Origin of the sequence: Neobacillus niacini, from assembly GCF_036961885.1 — a bacterium.
Classification (GTDB): Bacteria; Bacillota; Bacilli; order Bacillales; family Cytobacillaceae; genus Neobacillus; species Neobacillus niacini_H.
In genome coordinates this window covers 11,393-32,082 of record NZ_JBALNQ010000007.1, presented here as the reverse complement: position 1 = coordinate 32,082, position 20,690 = coordinate 11,393, and the positions used below count along the sequence as shown (strand labels likewise).

The window sequence follows — 20,690 nt, the reverse complement described above, 5'->3', positions numbered from 1 at the left end:
TATATCATTAAACTAATGTATATTACAAGTGGATATAATTTATATTAACGTAAGTAGTTATAAGGAGCGATTATATTGGAAAGAGTAGTTGGAACTGTTGTAAGAGGTCTTCGTTGCCCAATCATAAATCAAGGGGACAAAATAGAAGAGATCGTTGTGGATAGTGTGTTAAAAGCTTCAGAAGTTGAAGGCTTTACTATTAATGATAAAGATATTGTTACTGTAACAGAATCAATCGTTGCTCGTGCACAAGGTAATTATGCGACGATCGATCATATTGCAAAAGATATTCATACAAAATTTGGAGAAGATACGATTGGAGTCATATTCCCTATTTTAAGTCGTAATCGTTTTGCAAACTGTCTCCGTGGAATTGCAAAAGGAGCTAAAAAAATTGTTTTAATGCTTAGCTATCCATCTGATGAAGTAGGTAATCACTTAGTGGATATTGATATGCTTGATGAAAAGGGAGTTAATCCTTGGACAGATGTATTAACAGAAAAACAATTCCGTGATTATTTTGGATGTAGTAAGCATACTTTTACTGGTGTTGATTACATTGATTATTATAAATCGTTAGTTGAAGAATACGGTGTTGAATGTGATGTCATCTTCTCAAATAATCCAAAAACCATTTTGGATTACACAAAAAATGTTCTAACCTGCGATATACATACACGATTTAGAACGACGAGAATATTAAAAGCAAATGGTGGAGAAAAGATCTACAGCCTTGATAACATATTATCGGAGTCTGTTGATGGCAGCGGATGTAATGAAGCTTATGGTCTACTAGGATCAAATAAAGCAACTGAGGATAGTGTTAAACTTTTCCCGCGTAATTGCCAACCTATCGTTGATAAAATACAGCATATGCTTAAAGAAAAGACTGGAAAAAATGTTGAAGTGATGATTTACGGAGATGGAGCGTTCAAAGATCCTGTAGGTAAAATATGGGAACTAGCTGATCCAGTTGTTTCACCAGCTTACACATCAGGTCTTGATGGCACACCTAATGAAGTAAAATTAAAGTATCTCGCTGATAATAACTTTGCTCATTTAAAGGGTGAAGAACTTAAACAAGCGATTTCTCACTTTATTAATAATAAAGAATCTGATCTTGTAGGATCAATGGAATCACAAGGGACTACACCTAGAAAACTTACCGACCTTATCGGTTCTCTATCAGATTTAACTTCAGGAAGTGGAGATAAGGGTACACCTATTATCTTTATCCAAGGTTATTTTGATAATTACACAAAATAGGTATTCAAAAAAAACTAGATGCCTCCTATAGGGCATCTAGTTTTTTGTGTTACTCTTTTTCATTTCCATATATCACTTAAACGGTTGCTCTTCTCAATAACAAATACGGAAGAATCAACAACTCCCCATTCTCCCATTTTTTCATTTCAAATCTAAATAACAAAATTAAGAAGGATTATTTTTTTGTTGTTTTATTTGCAAGGATATTAGGGTATATAAAGACTACATTTCGATTATTTCAATAGTTTTAGAAGGAGGATATGAAATGAGATTACAGGAATATTGTGGAAGAACTGAATTTTCAATTCTTCAATTTACCATTAAAGTTACAGATGATATTAAGGAAAAAATGGTGCAGAAGAAGTTGCTCCATAAAGTTGATATCGTTCAGTACATTCACCAACAAATGGATCACTTTTTCCAAAAGTTTAATTTGAAACCAGCTTTATTGCAAACATACAAAAATGAAGTTTTAAACAGTGTTATGTTTAAACTGAAAGTATCAAAGTTCTAAAAGGGTGAAAAAAGATGAATTTTTAAGTACGGAAGCAACTGAAGCAAACATTGAACTAAATGAAATTGAATGAGGATAATAAAATACGTTTTATAAACGTGTTAATATTTCTTTACCTAATTTTTGCAGGTACAGTTCATTTCTAAACACTACGTAAAGCACCACGCAATTATAAGCCGAACCCTGATACAACATTTCAGGGAGGTACTACATTTTAGACAACAAAATAATCTCACTGCCACTTTAGCTCAATCACTTAAAACCAAAAATGAAACGAACGGTAAATTCTTTATTGATTATTTCGCGTTGTTACGTGCATCAAAAGATTTTTTCTGAGTAATTCATTGCTAACAGGAATAGCGGAATATGCAATGAAGGAGCGAAAAAAGCAATTTTCCGGGAACTGCAAAACAGGAGGTAATTTTTAGTGAAGAATCATGTTATAGGCGTATACGAAAATGAACAACAAGTGGCTGAAGTTGTTGAAGATTTAAAAGAGAAAGGCTATACAACTGAGGAAATTTCAGTTATTGCTAAAAATACAAAAGGACTATCTGAAAACACACAGGAAGTAAAACCCTCCACTAAGGATGGAGTCATTGCTGGAGCTGCAACAGGAGCAGCAATTGGACTAGCGGGCGTGATAGCTGGGTTATCCACTATATTGATTCCCGGATTTGGCGCTGTGTTGGCTGCAGGTCCTATTATTACAACAATTGGCGGAGCAGTCGTAGGGGTCAGCTCTGGTGCTGGCGGATTAAAGCATGCTCTGATGGAAATTGGAGTCCCAGATGATGAAGCTGAATGCTATTCTAATGACGCTCAGGATGGTAAAATCTTGGTATTTCTTCATCCCAAAGAGTGAGAGCGGATTTAGTTTCACAATATTATGTTTATTGAAGTGAACGGTTCCTTTAGACTACGAAGATGCTGTATTTTTAGCACCCAGCCTTTAAGGAAAGTATCTTGTTGATTAGGTACATTTTTTCACAAATTAATAAAAAGAGTCGTTTTCACTTATAAGAAAACGACTCTTTTGGATAAAACCTGACAACAAATAGTTCAATGGTGTATTGTCTAGCCATTTTTGTTCAAATTTTATATAATTCTGGGTTACTTATAATCATTTACTGGTCCTTTATCCATTAAAACCTCAACCATATTGGAGGACCCCATCTTAAGTTTAGGTCTACGCTCTGAGTTCGGTGTACTATAAAGCTCCAATGGACTGATGATCACTCCATCAGGCGTATTCTGAAGTATTCCGGGTACACAGGAATAAATTCTATCATTATTATTTGCATTCTTGGCAAATATGGTAACGGAGGTTCCATTATGATTATCTATACTCATGGACACTTGATATTTGTAGAATGAACCTGTTCCATTTGACTGAGCAGAATACACCACAGGAACAACTGCGAGAATATCATCATTTAACCTTAATTTAATTACTTCTGTCTTCGTTGATTGATTATTTCTCCCAACATCCCCCATATGTTCCACTGCTCCGTTGCCAAAACTTCTGAGGGGAGGAGTTCCTTTCGCCCCAAACATTGCTACATCTACTTGCTTACCATTCTTCGTATAGACCAACGCATAAATATCATAATCTGTCCCAGACTTCCAAGATACCGTCGCAGTTATTTCTGGCGTTTTCTCAATGATAACTGGCTTATGACCTTTGTCGAGACTGACTTTACCCTTTACTTTTTCAAGGCTTATCCTTGACACCGTGTTTTTATTTTCAGGAACCGTTAGTGTCTTAGCAGGTTCTATTGGGGTTTGGTTTTGAATCGTATTAGGTTTAGATGGTTTGGTTTGCTCATCCGATTCAACCTCCACACCATAATTTGTACACAACCCTTCAAGCCCCGAATTAAATCCGCGCCAGATTGATTTTGCCTTTGTCTGACCATTCCGTAGATATAGCTCTAATACGATAATTCCATTTTCATTTGTGAAACTCGATGGGGTTAACTGGATGATAGTATGATCGGTACGTACCTCGGCCTTTAAATTTTTTACATTTGAAAAACCCGTACTATTATCCTCTGTCAGGGTTATAGCAATTTTTGTTATCCCTTCAGGGGCCTTACTCATGTCAAAATTCAGTTTATGTACTTTTGTATTCCCTGCTTGCTCAGATGGTAGAAGGGTAGCCACACCAGAAGAGCTCGTTGGTTGATTATAGAATATAATCCCGCTATCACCTTGTACCTTGTCTGAATTCGTTAAAAGGAAAGCTGTTAGGGAAATATCAATCGTATTAGAAATTTCATGGCTGACAGTAATAGTACCTTTTGGGGAACTTAAAGCTGTATTGGCTCCCATTTGAAGAAATTGATTCATTTACACCACTCCCTGATCTATCTACTTAATAAAATACAAGAGAACCCTTTTATTGATAATATCAAATATTGATATACATCCCAAGGAAAATGGCACTAAATTGGCCAATCTCCACAATTTACGGAATGGTGCTGTCACGATGGTTTTGGATCTCACTTATTTTTCAATAAAGTATTCTAGCCCTTAATGAACTAACTAGCGATAATATGATTAGCGGAGATTTCCGGTTATATGCAAAATGAAGCTCGTTTCAGGGGAAATAAGGGGAGTTTTCCGACTATGTTAAGCAAAATCGGCCATTTTCACGTTTTTCGGGTTAATATGCGGAATCCTCCGTCTATTTAAGCTATTTTTAATCTTATTTTCTAATTAAGCGGATTTCTCCGACTATTTATCTGAACGGAACCTTAAAAAGTGAGTATTTAGAAGAACCCAGCCCTCTTTTTTGATGAAGGCAGGGTTCTTTATATTATAAAAACGACTAGTACTCAACTTTCGCACCGTTGAGTTTCTATAGGAAATTGCTGGGCCTACCGGCTCACCTCAATCCCTTCGGCCACCCTCAGCTTGGATCCGTCAATGCCCTCAACGACGTTTTCAACCAATTTGAGGTCCTTCCCGGCATCGATCCTAATGCCGTTAGCGGCCTGTCGAATGACGTTCCGCTCCATTCTGATGCCTGTAGGGATTCCTTTGCCCCGTCCGTCAGCACCGCGGTCCTCACTGAGCCGGATGGCCCAGAAACCGTTCGTCCCTCCAGTTATGTGGTTACCATGTAACTTGGTGCTTGGAGCATTGCGAATCTCAATGCCGGCTTTCGATTTCTCTCCAGCGGTGATCTTGTTGTCCTCGATGAGGGTATCAGGAGTTCCAAGGATAACGAGGACTCCCTGACGATTTCCAATCAGGTCGTTGGAGTGCACCCAGTTTCCAGGTCCTGAGGCGTCGTGCTTGTTCTTGGACCCGCCGGAATTGCCCAGCGCGATGCCCGCCCCCTGCCCACCGATAACCTTGTTGTTTCGGATCTCGTTCAGGTATTCACCCTCGCCATGCAGGTCGATGGCATCCAGGTGACTGCCAGTGATGGTGTTCTCCGCCACGAGATTGTTGTGTGTGGGAAACTGCAGCAGTATCGCGTGCCGCAGATGCTTGCCATCGAAGGTATTGCCGATTACGACGTTGTGCCGGGAATCGTTGGAGGCATCCGGGTCGCGCTGGTCCGCTGTGCCTTCGATAGCGATGCCGTAGCCCTGTCCGCCGGGGCCAACGGCAGTTGCCTCACTTACGGAGTTTCCAGAGAGGGTCACTTCACGGCTCGCCTTGACAGAGATCCCGTGGCGCTCGAACCTGCGTATGCCTAGGTTCTTCATCAGGACCCGAGAGCTTGCTTGCCCTTTGTAGGCTCCGAGGTAGATCCCGTACATCGGGCCGCCACCCGCGTTGCCGTCGTTGGGGTCGTCACCGAGTGGACCCTCATGACGGGAGGTAATAGTGAAGTCAGCGACAATGACGTCGTGGACGCCTGAGCCGCGGATCACCCGGCTATCTTCCTCGCCATCGAGGGAGGTCAGCAGCACGGTTCTCTCCTGGCCCTCACCACGCAGATCCACGCCACTGCGCAGCACGATGTTCGCCGACTTGTCGGCCGGATCAGTGGAGCGCAGGTCATACGTGCCGGCCGGCAGCATGACCTCATCCCCCGGTTTGGCCGCGTCCAAAGCCGCCCGGATTGCTGCTGCGTCATCGTGTGAGTCCGGATCCGGATCTGCCCCAAATTGCGTAACGTCCAGGGTCTTGCCAGCGGCCGGACCCGGCGTCTTGACCTTGATCTGCGCGCCGGACCGGTCCACCAAGCCAGGGTCCTGCCAGTCGCCGTGCCCGGACGCAGACGGGGCGGGTTTCACGGCGTTATCGCTCCCGACCGGCCCTTCGGATTCCGCAACGGTGCATGCGGTCAAGAGGACTATCAGGCCAAGGGCCACACACCACAAGTGTGCCGGACCTCGCCTGCTGTTCCGAACGGATTCCATCATAATACTTCTCACATCCTTCCTTAACTCTTTTCGTCGCTCATAAAGGGGTCGAGAAAAGCAATGAGCCCGCGGGCCTCAGCTTGATTCACCGATCCCGCGGGCTTACTGCCTTCGGAATGCCTGACGATTCCTCCCTAGTCGCCGTCGTCATCCCATGGTCAAAGTCCTATCGATTACCTTTGAAGTTCAACGGGACGTCCTTAACTAACGGGGTGTCCGCCGAGGAACCACCGACATGCACACGGTATTTTCCGGCAGCGGTAGCCCACTCGCCTTCAGCCCAGTTCGCCAAGTTATCCGGATCTTTCGGAATGAAATAGGAGAACGGATGATTAGAGTCTGCCTGGTTAATCCGCAGATTCACTCGCTTGCTCTCACCGGGCTTAAGATCAACCTTTTCGAAGTTGACGAGCCGCTTGGCCGGCTGTCCCGCCTTGGCCGGAAGGGTCAGATAGACCTGTGCCGCTTCTTTGCCGGCAACTTTACCGGTGTTTGTGATGGTGAAGGACACATCAATACCAGACAAGTCTTTTTTTCCTTTGCCCTTCGGCGTTCCTGGGCCCCCTCCTTCACCGCGTACACTCTTCACCTTGAGGTCTCCATACTTAAAGGTTGTGTACGACAGGCCAAACCCGAATGGGAATACAGGCTTCACTTTGTTGGCCTCGTACCAGCGGTAGCCCATCTGAAGTCCCTCTGTGTACTGGGCAATTAACTGCTTGGAACCGTCACCGTACGGGCCAGGGCCTCCTAGCTTGCCCGTTTCTTGACGGGTTCCAGGGAACTGTTTCTCGGTCGCGAAGGCGGCCTCACGCTCAGTGGCACCGAACGTCATCGGCAGCTTGCCGGACGGATTGACCTTACCGTAGAGCAGATTGGCGACGGCATTGCCATCCTCCATACCCGGATACCATGCTTCGAGGACTGCAGGGACCGTATTTAGCCACGGCATGAGTACTGTACCGGAAGTTTTAAGAACCACAACCGTGTTCTTTGCATTAGCTTTCAGAACCGCATCAATCATTGGCTCCTGCTTCACCCAGTCCTCTCGGGGCGCGTTTATGTCGACGGGAACGGCCGGGAAGCCGAGAGTTTCGCGGTCTACGGTCTCACCCGGGGTGTCGCCGATCATGAGCAGCACGACGTCAGACTCGGCGGCTAGCTTGGCAGCGGCCTTCGGGTCACGGCCATCGTTATATGTCACCTTTGTGCCGTAGCCCCGCTCCTTGATGACATTCTCTAGACCCTGTTTTGGTGTGACCGTATAAGGGGTCACGACGTTCTCGTTGTTTATCCGAATGGAGCGCGGGGACATCTTGGCCATACCGGCGAACCACTCGACACCGATTAGCGCGATCGATTTCGGCTTGCCATCCAGTGGCAGGAAGCCGTTAGCGTTCTTCAATAGCACGGACCCTTCCTCAGCCATCTTTCGTGCGCTAGCGCCGTTGACCATCGGATCGACGATCTCAGGCAGGAACTTGTTGAAAGGCTTATCCATGTGGCCGTACTCAATCATCTTGATATACCGCGGACGAAGTAGATTGTCAATGTCGTTCTCGGTCACCTGACCCGAGTCAATGGCCTGCTTGATCTTCTCTTGAGTGTAATACTGTGGGGCCCAGTCGAGCTCAACATTGGTGCCCGCCTTGATGGCAGATACCGTGTTGTGAATCGCGCGGCGGTCACTCATCACGTAACCGTCGAAGCCCCAGTTTTTCCGCAAGGCAACTTGCAGCAGTTCAGGGCTGTCACAGGCATAGGTGCCGTTGACATCTGGGAACGAACACATTACGGAGGCTGGGTCAGCATTCTTAGCGGTCATCTCAAATGGCAGCATGTACAGCTCATTCATGGCCCTTGAGGGAACCTGGACACCCATCGTCCAGCGCTCGGTTTCCTGCTCGTTTCCAGCTAGATGCTTGAGTTGGGCCTGGACACCCTGTTTTTGAATGCCCTTGACCTGCTCGGTCGCAAGGATACCCGTTAGGTATGGGTCCTCACTGAAGTACTCATAGTTCCGGCCACCGTACGGGTGGCGCACAAGGTTCATACCAGGTCCAAGCATCACATGATGCGCGAAGGCACGTGTCTCCTGGCCGAGGATTCGACCGGCCTCATAGTTCAGCCCGCGGTTGAAGGTCGCGGCCATAGCCACGGTGGACGGCAGGCCCGTCGCCACCGGGTCATTATGACACGATCCGCCCTTCACACCCGTACCACCGTTGGTCATTCGTACTGTGGGGATACCCAGTTCCTCGATTCCACGAATCTGCCGACCGGTGTCCTGAAACTCACACCCTGGCAAGGTACCCTGAGGCGGGAATACACCGCTCTGGTACTTATTAGTACCGCCTCTTTTAATAACGATTGTCTCACCTTTGTCGTTCTCATTGAACCGGGATATGGCGGTTTGCTGAATCTTTTGTTCCAGCGTCATCGCATCGAGAAGTAACTTGGTACGCTCCTCAGCAGAAAGCTTGGTGTTCATCCAGGGCTTGGTCCCTGCCGTTCCACCTTGCTGTGCATTAGTAGGCATTACTAACGTAGACATGAAGAGTATTGCTGTCAATAAAATTGAAATCATTCTTTTCATCTTAAAATCTCCCTTACATCTAGTTGTCTATTCGAATTGGAATTAATTCATTTCATAATATCTCCCTTACATCTAGTTGTTTATTCGTATTAATATAATTCATTTTTTAAACTCTCCATTAGTATCTAGTAAGTCTATTATTATAGAGATAGACTATTACGCTAGGATGCCACGTGGACGGTTCGAAGCCGCTGAAAAAGCGACATTATTTAAAGCCTTGAAGATTTTCTTCTTATGTAGACAATAAAAAGAAGCAAACTACCTACAGACTGTAGATTGTTAGCCTCTTTATCTCTTTAGACGGACTTTTTCAGTAGTCTTGGACAGTTTTCGTCGCCCATGAAGGTTTCGAGAAAAACAATAAGCCCGCGGGTCTCGGCTTGATTCGCCGAACCTGCGGGCTCACTACTTTCAGGATGCATGACAACCCCTGCCGGGTCGCCTACGTCATCCCATGGCCAGAAGCCTATCTTTGGGAGTTGCTATTCCCTTTATTTCCATTGTTTCCTTTGTTTCCTTTGTTTCCATTTCCATTATTTCCATTCCCATTACCCACGCTGTCGTCCATGCTAACTTTGAAATTCAACGGGACGTCCTTTTCCAGTGGGGTGTCTGCAGAGGAACCACCGACATGCACGCGGTACTTTCCGTCAACAGTTGCCCACTCGCCGTCAGCCCAGTTTGCAAGGTTGTCCGGTTCTTCCGGAACGAAATAGGAGAACGGGTGGTTAGAGTCTGCATGGTTAATACGTACAGTCACACGCTCTCTCTTACCAGGCTCAAGGTATACCTTCTCGAAGTTGACTAACCGCTTAGTCGGCTGCCCTGCCTCGTCTGGTAGGGTCAGATAGACTTGTGCCGCTTCTTTACCGGCAACATCGCCAGTGTTCGTAACTGTGAAGGACACGTCAATACCGGACAACGAGTCCTTTTTGCCATTACCTTCACCACGAACCTTCTTTACCTCAAGGTCATCGTACTTAAATGTTGTATACGACAAGCCGTACCCGAATGGGAATACCGGCTTCACGTTGTTTGCTTCGTACCAGCGGTAGCCCATTTCCAGACCTTCTGTATACTGAGCAATTAGCTGATCGGAACCATCACCATAAGGGCCAGGTCCGCCTACTTTACCAGTGTCTTGACGTGTTCCAGGATACTGCTCTTCAGTCGCAAAGGATGCTTCACGCTCAGTTGCACCAAACGTCATAGGAAGCTTACCGGATGGATTGACCTTACCATAAAGTAGGTTAGCGACGGCATTGCCATCCTCCATACCTGGGTACCACGCTTGAAGAACTGCAGGTACCTTATCCAACCACGGCATGATTGAAGTACCGGAAGTCTTCAATACCACAACAGTATTCTCCGGGTTGGCTTCCATAACTGCGTCAATCACTGGCTCCTGCTCAGCCAAGCCCGATTTGAGGTTCAAGGCTGGGAATCCGAGGGTATCACGGTCCACTGTCTCATGTGGGTTGTCGCCAACCATGAGAAGCACGACGTCGGACTCAGCGGCTAACTTAGCAGCAGCTTTCGGATCACTACCATTGTTGTACGTCACTTTAGTGTTGTAGCCCAACTCTTTGATAACATTCTCTAAACCTTCCTGTGGTGTGACTGTATATGGAGTCACTACATAATCATTGTCATCACGAACAGAGCGAGGTGACATTTTTGCAGCACCAGCGAACGTCTCAATACCGATCAATGCGATCGATTTTGGCTCGCCGTCCAGTGGTAGGAAACCATTGTCGTTCTTCAATAGTACGGATCCTTCTTCGGCCATCTTCAGTGCGCTAGCACCGTTAGCCATCGGATCAACGATTTCTGGCATAAATTTGTCGAAAGGTTTGTCCATGTGGCCAAACTCAATCATCTTGATGTAACGTGGACGAAGCAGATTGTCAATGTCATCCACAGTTACCGCACCTGAATCTAATACTTCTTGGATTTTCTCTTGAGTGTAATACTGTGGTGCCCAGTCTAATTCGACGTTCAAACCAGCTTTAATAGCTTTCGCTGTGTCGTGAATCGCACGACGGTCACTCATGACATAACCGTCAAAGCCCCAGTTGTCGCGTAGGGCATCTTGTAGTAGTTCAGAACTGTCACATGCATAAGTACCGTTAACATCCGGGAATGAACACATTACAGAAGCTGGATCAGCATCTCTTACAGTCATCTCGAATGGCAACATGTACAATTCGTTCATGGCTTGTGAAGGAACTTGGACACCCATCGTCCAACGCTCAGTTTCCTGTTCGTTTCCAGCCATGTGCTTAAGTTGTACCTGTACTCCCTGATCCTGGATACCCTTTGTTTGCTCAATCGCAAGGGTACCTGTCAAATAAGGGTCCTCACTGAAGTACTCATAGTTCCGGCCACCGTACGGGTGACGGATAAGGTTCATACCTGGTCCGAGAAACACGTGATGCGCGAAAGCTCGTGTCTCCTCACCAAGGATTCGGCCAGCCTCATAGTTTAGCTCGCGGTCGAATGTCGCGGCCAAACCTGGGGTAGACGGAAGACCAGTCGCCTCTGGGTCATTGTGACATGATCCGCCCTTAACGCCTGTACCACCATTGGTCATGCGGATTGTTGGAATCCCCAGGTCTTCGATTCCACGAATCTGACGGCCTGTGTCCTGAAACTCACATCCAGGCAGTGTACCTTGGGGCGCGAATTCACCGTTCATATACTTACTAGTACCGCCCCTGTTGATAACGACCGGATCACCCTTGTCGTTTTCATTGAAGCGCGAAATAGCGATTTGCTGAATCTTTTGTTCCATCGTCATCGCATCGAGAAGCAGTTCGGTGCGCTCCTCAGCAGAGAGCTGGGTGTTCATCCAGGGTCTGGTCCCTTCCATTCCATTGTTCATCGCACTAGTAGGAAGTACTAACGCAGACATGAAGATCATTGCTGTCAAAAAAATTAAAGTAATGCGTTTTATCATCTTAATTCTCCCTTATAATCTATTTTTCTATTAGTATGTAAATAATTCGTTTTGTCATCTCCCTTGCTATCTACTAAGTCTATTATTATAGAGGTATACTATTACACTAGCATGAACGGTTAATTACAATACAAAAACAAATACAACGAGATTAGTAATGCGCCCAAAGTCCTGAAGAAGCCCAAAAAGGCCTTGGGGACAGCTTTTTTCAGGCACAAAAAGAGACGGCAGAACCGTCCCCATGTTTTTCTAAATCCTCATTTACTTATGATACGGTTCACCATATTGTATCTAAATGAGGTATTATAAAGTTTTTATTTTCCTTTATAAGTATAATTATTTTTAAAAAAGTCTGTTTTGTAAAAGATAATCCAGCATATTATTAGTATATACAACACTATCACTGGAAAAGCTGCTTCAATTCCAAAGTTTCCTCCCGTAATCCAAAAACGATCTGAACTAAACGTTAATTTTACTAACGAAGAAGTGTTACTACCGAATATAGGAACAAATTGAATAATTTTAGAACTCATAAAAAAGTTCCAGATTACATGCACGATTACTGCATTCCAGACACTCCCTGACTTATAAACAATAAGCGAAAACATTATTCCTGCCATCGTACCTGCAATAACGACCAAACACACATCGATAAACCTCAGTCCATTCATAGTCAGTAAATGGAGAGCACTAAACAGGATGGAGGTTACAGAAACTGCTGTAATCGTATTCCACTTATCCTCGAACAACTTTAATAAATACCCGCGAAATAGAATTTCTTCAATCACCCCAGCAGAGCAAGCCGTAATGAACGAGCTGATGATAAACGTTACTATCGTTTTAATAGAATGTTTTTCTAGGCCCTGAAAAACTACGTATTGTGATAGCACATAAAATGTTATTACAGTTATTGGCATGATCAAGCCTACTAATACCCATACTCTACCCATTACGATCAGATTTCCAACCCGAAAATATACACTTGATTTTTTTAAGAAAAACTTCCCATACCACAAAAGCATTCCAATAGTTAATCCAATCCGGCTCACTTCTTTGACAACTATCCGAATCGTATTGTTTCCAATTCCATCCGTAAGCGGATTCACAAAAATAGCAGCTAATAAAAACAAAATAACCAACATCAAACTATGAAAGACTACCCTTCCCCAGTGCATGCTTAAACATCTCCTCCTTAACACTTTCAAGAAGAATGACCACCGATGATAGCCTAAATACAAATCTATAACGATACTACCTGGTACTATTTACCTTATTACTAAAAGTATATAATAATACATGCGCAATGATCACCGAAAAATATCCTAATAATTTTTTCTAATTGCATTTCAAATTCTTTCTAATCAACCGGGATCTCCAATTTCTTATTGTATTCCTTCACATAATGCATTCCCTCTATTAGAAGATATTCTGGATTTGTAGGTGAATCAAATAGCAAGGTACGTTCCTTCACTTCCCTGCCATCTTCTTGTTTTGTATAAATTTGATTTACAGTTGTTTTTAATGGGGTGATTTCCTCTTGTGTTTGTATGGATACACCATCCAGCATCACATCACCAACAGTTGCAATCGTTATTTCCACTCCTTGTGAGGTGGTTGACACATTTTTGATCCAAAGTTCTTTCCCACCAAGCGTAATCGGCCCATTGCTAATGGATGATAGGGTGATCTTTTCTTCTAACCTTTGATAGCCGACAAACTCTTTTATGACTAATTCAAGTGAATTCAGCTGCTTCGGCAATGCATTATACCGAATATCAAATTTTCTTCCATTGAGGGAAGATTTATAGCTGCTCCCCATTATTTCAACCGGCTTTCCGTTCGCCATTAATTCAATTCCACCAAATGAGGAATCGACTCGATCAAAGTTTTCTACATTTAACGTTCCTTTGATCATCGTCATGGTTGGCGAGGCTGTAATGGAATGAAATGTGATGGTGCCTTTATCGACTTTAAATGTCTTTTTTAGCGATTGCTTATATTCGGTGGCCATTGCTTTGTTTGGATTATAGGGAAAAGCAATACTTCCTTCGATCATCTGATCATTCTGAAGAGATTGCCAAAAGGATAACTTTAACTTTTTTGAAAATGGACTAACAGGTTCAAAAGACATCTTTCCTTTAATCTCCGTATGTTTATCATTAAGTATGGACACACCACTATCTGCATTTGAGTTTGTTAAGAAGCCAGAAATTCTTGAAATCCGAAAATTTTCATTCAAAGTATCGTCTATTCCTTTTGGATTCGATAATGTGTAGTACACGACCAATTGATTAGAATCTGAAATGATTCCGTTAATCGTAAGCTCCGTTCCATCATCAAGCTTCGTCTTTTTTTCTACAATTTGTCCCATGCCTTTTTCATTAAGTTCCTTCAAAGAACCATCCATCACTTCATCAAAACCAAGTAGTTTCTTACCATAAAAGGCAAATGCATTGTATTGAGATCCCATTAGGATGATTAAAAATAAGGCGACAACAGCTGCCTTCCAGCTAAAAGCATATCGTTTAGTTTTTTTCGGAGTATGATGAAGAGCGCTTCTTAATCTCATTTCTAATTCATCAGGTGCTTGTATAGAGTCGATAAGCTTCTTTTCTTCCGCTAATCGTTTCTCAAGATTATCCACTAAAATCACCCCTATAATGTTTTCTTAGCTTTTTCAATCCTTGGGAGATCCTTGATTTAACAGTCCCAGTGGGAACAGCTGTCATTTCCGCTATTGTTTGATAATCGAGATCATGAAAATATTTTAATTGAATCGCTTCTTTTTGCTGCTCATTTAAATGAATCAATAACTCTTTGATATCCATTTGTTGATCACTGCTCAAATAAGGATCACTAGTCTGCTCATGACTAGGATTAGACGTATGCCAATCATCTATTAACACGAGCCTCTTTTGCTTACGAAGCATGGATTTACAGCAATTCACCAAAATGGTCTTACTCCAACTGTAGAATGCTTCTTCTTTCTTTAGTTGATCAATATTTTCATATACCTTTACAATCATTTCCTCCATTGCATCCATGGCATCATTCGAATTTTCCAAATAGGTGAGAGCAAGTCGATAATAATTATCTTTTTCCGCCATAATTAATTGGAGCAACGCCTCTTTACTTCCCTTTTTCGCCTTTTTCACTAACCGAACTACATTCATGCTTTCACCTCTCTCCCTTATAAGAGTCATGACAGGTACAAAAAGTTCATTTTTTCTAAATAAATTGTCTTTGTTTATTTTCTTCCACCCACTTATACAATTCCAACCTAAATAAGATCTAAAACCTTTAACATAACAAAATAAACATTGATTAAATAGAAGAAAAAGTTACTTATTTTTAATTAAAATCAGATAATTCGCTATATTGTGTATATTAGCGATATAGTGATAAATTAAAACGATATACAGGCTACCGTTCCTGTGTCGAAAATCTGAGAGATGAAATATGAAAAGATTTATCATTTGACCTTTATAGGTTAAAAAAGGAGGAATGTATAAAATGAAAAAAAGGGCATTAGCAGTAACCGTATTACTCATACTCTCCCTTATTACTGTTACAGTCGTTGGAGCAAAAGCGTTATATGTAACAAAACCAGTGCCAAAAGGGGAAAGACATTCCATTTCTGAAATTGTCCATCCTAATAGTCAATGGGAAAAGGTAGCGACCGGAAGTGGATTTATGGAGGGCATTAATTTCGATCGCAGTGGGAATATTTGGATGGTTAGTCCGCCTACAGGGGAAATTATTAAGGTCGAAGACGATAAGCTTTCAATCGTAGAAACATATAAAGGAGACCTCCCTGTAGGGACAAAGTTTCACAAGGATGGACGCCTTTTTATCACAGATGTTACTGGAAAACTTTACGCCTATGATCCTGTTACTAGAGAACGCACAATCATTGTTGATACTTACAATGGCAAACCTTTAAATGGACTAAATGACCTCGTATTTGACCAAGATGGTGGACTTTACTTTACAGAGCCAATGGGATCCAGTGCAACGAAACCAATAGGTCGTGTCTTCTATCTGCCACCAAATAGTCAAGAACCAGTACTCTTTCAAGAAGGTATTGCGTATCCTAATGGGATTGCGATTTCAGCGAACGGCCAACGTGTTTACATCTCTGAATTTGCTACAAATCGAATTATCTCTGTACCGTCAAAAAATGCAAAAGACGCTCGTGAAACACCGTTTGTCTTCGGTCAATTTGAAGGAGGAATCGGTCCAGATGGTCTAGCCGTCGATACGGAGGGCAATCTTTATGTAGCCCATTTCCAGGCTGGCGAAATTGTCGTACTTGATGCCAGTGGATTTAAATACGGTACTATTCGACTGCCTAAAGATGCGGAGACTTTTACCACCAATCTGACTTTTCATAATGGATACCTTTATGTAACTGAGTCATTGAAAAATGAAGTCTGGCGAATTAAGGTCAAAAAGGAAGGTTTGCAGCCTTACGGGTTGCAATAATACTATCTAATAGAGGTTTTACGGATAATTTATAGACAGAAAATAGTTTCTCCCTTTTATAAAAATCTCTCAGATTTTCTGGGGCTGTCACAAAACGTTGTGACAGTCCCCTTTTTAAGAGAAGATAACAAATTTATTAAAAATGCGAACAGTGCTAGGCACTGTTCGCATATATTTGTAATTGGGATCTTCGACAGATCTAATTGAGAAAAAAGGCACTAAATTTAAGATTAACTCGCAGCGCCTAGATCAGTGGCACGCTAGAGTACTAGCTTTCATCCATCTAAATACTAACATCCCGTTTTTGGAAGATTGTAAACGTTAGGGCAATGAAAATGATATAGTACACGCCCAAGGTTAGTAAGGAGATTGGAAGTGTTACATCCCCAAGTATTTTGTCCTGTAGTGCATACACGGTAAGATCCAGATGAGGGAAAATTAAAAATTTAGCCCATGTATATTTTTCGGCGAGAAACACTATGAGTCCGCCCAATGTTGAAGATAAAAATAAAACAAAAATTCCGATTCCCACTGCCAGAGATTGACTCTTAAACAAAGTGGATAGCATAAAGGAAATCGTGATGAGAATCAATAGACTTGGCAAGTAATACACGGTCTTCAAGAAAAATTGTGGTCCCAACTGTGCTATTCTCTGTCCTTCAAGTGTGTTTTCAAAGAATTTAGTGTTAAAATCCACGCTGTCAAAAAGAATCGATCCTGTCACGAAACCTGCAAGAATAAGCACAATCATCAACAGCAAGGAGTAGATGATCACCGATAAATATTTTGACAAAAGAATGGCCCATCTTTCATGCGGCCTGATTAGAAGTTGTTTTATCGTCCCATCGGAAAATTCCGAGGATACACTGGCACTGCTTACGATAACAGCAAAAAGCGTGACCAGCATAGTGACACCAGCCACAGTCACATTCATAAAATGCCAATTACTCTTTGCATTTGGATTAATATTCTCATCGAGAAAGCCCTGCTGTCGCTTAAGTTCGGCAGACATCCATTCTTTTTCTTCTTCAGGAGCTGCTTCTAAATCCTGCTGCAGTTGATTCACAGTAGCCTGGGTTTCCTCACGCCAGTTATTGTTAGGTTCCCCACCGATTCTATCCTCAAGAATCCCTCCAATTGCCACCGCGATTACGATGATTAGCATATAAATCCAACTAGCTTTCTTTCCAAAAATCTTCCCTATTTCATTTTTAATTAACATGAACACTCGTTTTTACCTCCTGACTCCCTTTGCCGGTTAATTCCAGGAACCGGTCCTCAAGCGTGGTTGTTACTGTATGAATAGCGTATACATCGACATTGTTCTTTACTAATAACCGATTGGCAGCAGCAATCGAGTCCTTATCCAGGATTACCGAAATCTGATTCTGGTCTACCTTCTTGAAATCAACTCCTAGATTGTTTTCACTGAGAAGCTCGAGTGCCATTTCCAAATCGCTTACCTCAAACATGACCGTATGTACTTCCTGATTTTGATCGTTTAACTGATTAATCGAAGAAATATGAATAAGCTTCCCCTTTTCAATAATCGCATACCGATCACACATTAGCTGCATTTCCGACAATAAATGGGAGGACACGAGGACAGAAATTCCCTCTTTTGTAATTGAACGCAAGTATTCCCTAAATTCTCTTATCCCTTGAGGATCCAGCCCATTTGTCGGCTCATCTAGGATCAAAAGTGATGGGCTATGCAGCAGCGCTTGCGCAACGCCAAGCCTTTGCCGCATCCCGAGTGAATAGGTTTTCACTTTTTGATGAATCGCTTCTTCAAGGTCTGCAACCCTAATGACTTCCTGGATTCGTTCATCAGAGATTTTGTTTTTTGCCATATTGGCGTAGTGCCTTAAATTTTTATAACCGCTCAAGTACTTATAGAATTCTGGATTCTCAACAATTGCACCAATTTCACTCATTGATTCTTTAAAATGAGTATCCAAATTATAGCCATTCACGAATACGCTGCCTTGTGTACGGCCTATCAAGCTCACAATCATACGAATAATGGTCGTTTTTCCTGCACCATTGGGGCCGAGCAGTCCAAAGATTTCTCCCTTTTCAATAGAGAGGCTAACATTGTCAACAATTACTTTATCCTTAATTTTTTTCGTTAAAGATTGTATTTCAAGTGCTTTTCCTGCCATTTATTCTCCCTCTTTTCAGTTTTTTAACCCTATGTACTATATTAATCCAATTTTGGTAATAAGGAAGTTAAAGTATTGTAAATTTGCATATTTTGTAAAATAGCGAACAATGCTAGGCACTGTTCGCTATGCTGCAAAACCTTCACTGACCTTTTCAACTGCTTGTTTTGCCTTTTTACTAGCCTTCGTATTAAATTTTATTAATCTCATAGCATTCAAGATTACAACGAGGACACTACCTTCATGGATAAACATTCCGCTTGCCAAATGGACTTGCCCGCCTAAAACTCCAAAAAGAAGAATGGCAACGACTGCTAAAGCAATGGCTATATTTTGACGCATATTTCTTATCGTTTTCTTTGAAAGTGCATAGGCGTGGGCATATTGGGAAAGTTTATCCGCCATGAGTACGACATCGGCAGTTTCCATTGAGATATCGGTTCCACCTTCACCCATAGCAATCCCAATATCTGCTGTTGCAATGGCAGGAGCATCATTGACGCCATCTCCTGCCATCGCCACAATGGCACCCTCTTCTTTAAACTTCTTCACAAAATCTACTTTTTCATTTGGCAGTAGTTCAGCATAAAATTCGTCAATTCCTAGTTGTTTTGCTACAGATTCTGCAGTATGGCGATTATCACCAGTAAGCATAATGATTCTTTTCACTCCATTGGCGCGCATATCTGCTAACGCTTCCCGGGCATCATCCCGGATTTGGTCAGCTATAGAGATGATTGCCTCCATCTTGCCATTAATGGCAAGGAATATAGCCGTGTTCCCTGCCATTTCTCGATTCAGGGCATATTGGGCTGCATTTGATTCTATATGAATTCCTTTTGCATCCATTAATTTTCGGTTTCCCGCCACGATGTTCTTTCCTTCGACAGTGGCCGTTATGCCTTTCCCTTTAATGGCTTCACTGGCGGTTAACTGATACTTGTTGAGATCATATCCTTTATTTCTAGCATCTTTTACAATCGTTTGACCTAAATGGTGTTCTGAAATGGTTTCGGCTTTCGCTACTAATCCTAAGATATCTCTAGATTTCATTGAGCCAAAGGTATGAAAATCAGTTACTTCAGGTTTTCCCTTCGTCAGTGTTCCAGTTTTATCAAATATTAGTGTATCTACCTTGGCGAATTTTTCTAGTATCTCGCCGCCTTTGATCAGCACCCCGTTTTTGGCGCCATTTCCAATTCCTGCTACGTTTGATACAGGCGCACCAATGACTAGTGCTCCAGGACATGCGATTACTAAGAACGTAATTGCCAAGTGTAAGTCACGTGTCACGATATAAACCAGTATGGATAATAGTGTAACTGCAGGAGTGTAATAATTTGAAAAACGATCTAGAAAACGTTCTGTCTTTGATTTTGAATCCTGTGCTTCTTCCACAAGCTCAATGATTTTAGCAAAGGTGGTATCATCACCAACCTTTTCTGCTATGATTTCAACATATCCCGTATCTAGTAAGGAACCACTGAATACATGGTCATCATTGGATTTGTTCACAGGGATGGATTCACCGGTAATCACTGCCTCATTTATGGATGCCTGACCTTTTACAACGACTCCATCAACCGGAATTTTCCCCCCAGGTAAAACAACCAGCCGATCTCCTACGTTCACATCATCGACACTAATATTTTCTCTACTGCCATCTTCAAGCAGTAAAATTGCCTCCTGCGGTGCCATATCAATGAGTTCCCTCAAAGAAGAACGGGTTTTTTGTAAAGTCCGGTATTCTAGGTAAGCACCAAATAAAAAAAGAAATGTAACAACCGAGGATTCTACATATTCTTGAATATACAGTGCTCCCATTACTGCAATGGTAACAAGTAATTCAATACTAAACGTTCGTAATATAATGGCCTGCCATGCTTTAATGGCGATCGGAATGACAGCAATGACAGTGGCTGCGATTAGAAGTCCATTGCTCCAACCCATAAACTGCATAAACTTAGCCATAAGACCCAATCCTATTAATATCCCCGCGATGAGTGTTATATGATTGGTGTGTTGGTTAATATGCTTCATCATTTCAATTCCTCCTCTTATCTTCTATCTTTATCTTAACGGCTTCATAAGGAGAAAGAATTGACGCGGGTCAAAATTGAGAAAACTCTTTTCATAGAGTCGATGAGTTACCGGAAACAGCTAAAAGAGGGAAAAGTGGTCACTCATAGAGTCGATGAGTGACCAGAAATGGCTAAAATAAGAGAAAGTGGTCACTCATAAAGTCGATGAGTGACCGGAAATGGCTAAAAGAAGAGAAAGTGGTCACTCATAGAGTCGATGAGTGACCGGAAATGGCTAA

General features: G+C 42.6%; 14 protein-coding genes. 4 read left to right on the top strand and 10 right to left on the bottom strand.

The genetic code is table 11. The features are described 5' to 3' along the window. Positions 1–75: 75 nt before the first annotated feature. The 3 genes from V7124_RS03570 to V7124_RS03560 all read left to right on the top strand — a co-directional run bounded on the left by V7124_RS03570 (position 76) and on the right by V7124_RS03560 (position 2,645). Positions 76–1,266, top strand: a complete 1,191-nt coding sequence (locus V7124_RS03570) for a coenzyme F420-0:L-glutamate ligase (protein ID WP_335486049.1) — start codon at positions 76–78, stop codon at positions 1,264–1,266. Positions 1,267–1,531: 265 nt separating this feature from the next. Further along, on the top strand, positions 1,532–1,780 hold the full coding sequence (locus V7124_RS03565; protein WP_335408495.1) for a hypothetical protein: 249 nt from the start codon (positions 1,532–1,534) through the stop codon (positions 1,778–1,780). A gap of 427 nt (positions 1,781–2,207) precedes the next feature. Then, positions 2,208–2,645, top strand: coding sequence for a general stress protein (locus V7124_RS03560; protein WP_335408497.1), 438 nt, complete (start codon positions 2,208–2,210; stop codon positions 2,643–2,645). A gap of 248 nt (positions 2,646–2,893) precedes the next feature. Here the strand turns inward: V7124_RS03560 and V7124_RS03555 are convergent, their stop codons facing one another. The 7 genes from V7124_RS03555 to V7124_RS03525 all read right to left on the bottom strand — a co-directional run bounded on the left by V7124_RS03555 (position 2,894) and on the right by V7124_RS03525 (position 14,893). Beyond that, on the bottom strand, positions 2,894–4,132 hold the full coding sequence (locus V7124_RS03555) for a TerD family protein (protein ID WP_335486046.1): 1,239 nt from the start codon (positions 4,130–4,132) through the stop codon (positions 2,894–2,896). A gap of 530 nt (positions 4,133–4,662) precedes the next feature. After that, positions 4,663–5,982, bottom strand: coding sequence for a right-handed parallel beta-helix repeat-containing protein (locus V7124_RS03550; RefSeq protein WP_335486078.1), 1,320 nt, complete (start codon positions 5,980–5,982; stop codon positions 4,663–4,665). Positions 5,983–6,331: 349 nt separating this feature from the next. Beyond that, positions 6,332–8,761 (bottom strand): beta-glucosidase, encoded by a 2,430-nt coding sequence (locus tag V7124_RS03545; protein ID WP_335486043.1) that lies wholly within the window; start codon positions 8,759–8,761, stop codon positions 6,332–6,334. Positions 8,762–9,227: 466 nt separating this feature from the next. After that, a complete protein-coding gene (locus V7124_RS03540) occupies positions 9,228–11,720 on the bottom strand; it encodes a beta-glucosidase (protein WP_335486040.1) in 2,493 nt (830 codons plus the stop codon). A gap of 314 nt (positions 11,721–12,034) precedes the next feature. After that, on the bottom strand, positions 12,035–12,895 hold the full coding sequence (locus V7124_RS03535) for a CPBP family intramembrane glutamic endopeptidase (RefSeq protein WP_335486038.1): 861 nt from the start codon (positions 12,893–12,895) through the stop codon (positions 12,035–12,037). A 182-nt stretch (positions 12,896–13,077) separates the two neighbouring features. Further along, positions 13,078–14,364 (bottom strand): DUF4179 domain-containing protein, encoded by a 1,287-nt coding sequence (locus tag V7124_RS03530; protein ID WP_335486035.1) that lies wholly within the window; start codon positions 14,362–14,364, stop codon positions 13,078–13,080. Further along, positions 14,357–14,893 carry a sigma-70 family RNA polymerase sigma factor gene (locus tag V7124_RS03525; protein ID WP_335486032.1) on the bottom strand — a complete coding sequence of 179 codons (537 nt, stop codon included), beginning with the start codon at positions 14,891–14,893 and terminating at the stop codon, positions 14,357–14,359. Before V7124_RS03525 ends, V7124_RS03530 begins: the two co-directional genes overlap by 8 nt. A gap of 340 nt (positions 14,894–15,233) precedes the next feature. On the opposite strand from V7124_RS03525, the gene V7124_RS03520 reads away from it, so the two are divergent. Continuing rightward, on the top strand, positions 15,234–16,205 hold the full coding sequence (locus V7124_RS03520) for an SMP-30/gluconolactonase/LRE family protein (RefSeq protein WP_335419194.1): 972 nt from the start codon (positions 15,234–15,236) through the stop codon (positions 16,203–16,205). 283 nt (positions 16,206–16,488) lie between these two features. Here the strand turns inward: V7124_RS03520 and V7124_RS03515 are convergent, their stop codons facing one another. The 3 genes from V7124_RS03515 to V7124_RS03505 all read right to left on the bottom strand — a co-directional run bounded on the left by V7124_RS03515 (position 16,489) and on the right by V7124_RS03505 (position 20,413). Continuing rightward, the gene (locus tag V7124_RS03515; RefSeq protein WP_335486074.1) at positions 16,489–17,427 is read right to left on the bottom strand and encodes an ABC transporter permease subunit; all 939 of its coding nucleotides are present in this window, start codon (positions 17,425–17,427) and stop codon (positions 16,489–16,491) included. Continuing rightward, entirely contained in the window at positions 17,417–18,370 is a 954-nt protein-coding gene (locus V7124_RS03510; protein WP_335419191.1) for an ABC transporter ATP-binding protein, read from the bottom strand. Before V7124_RS03510 ends, V7124_RS03515 begins: the two co-directional genes overlap by 11 nt. Before the next feature lie 126 nt (positions 18,371–18,496). Continuing rightward, complete coding sequence (locus V7124_RS03505; protein ID WP_335486029.1) at positions 18,497–20,413, bottom strand: heavy metal translocating P-type ATPase; 1,917 nt, start codon at positions 20,411–20,413, stop codon at positions 18,497–18,499. Positions 20,414–20,690: the final 277 nt, after the last annotated feature.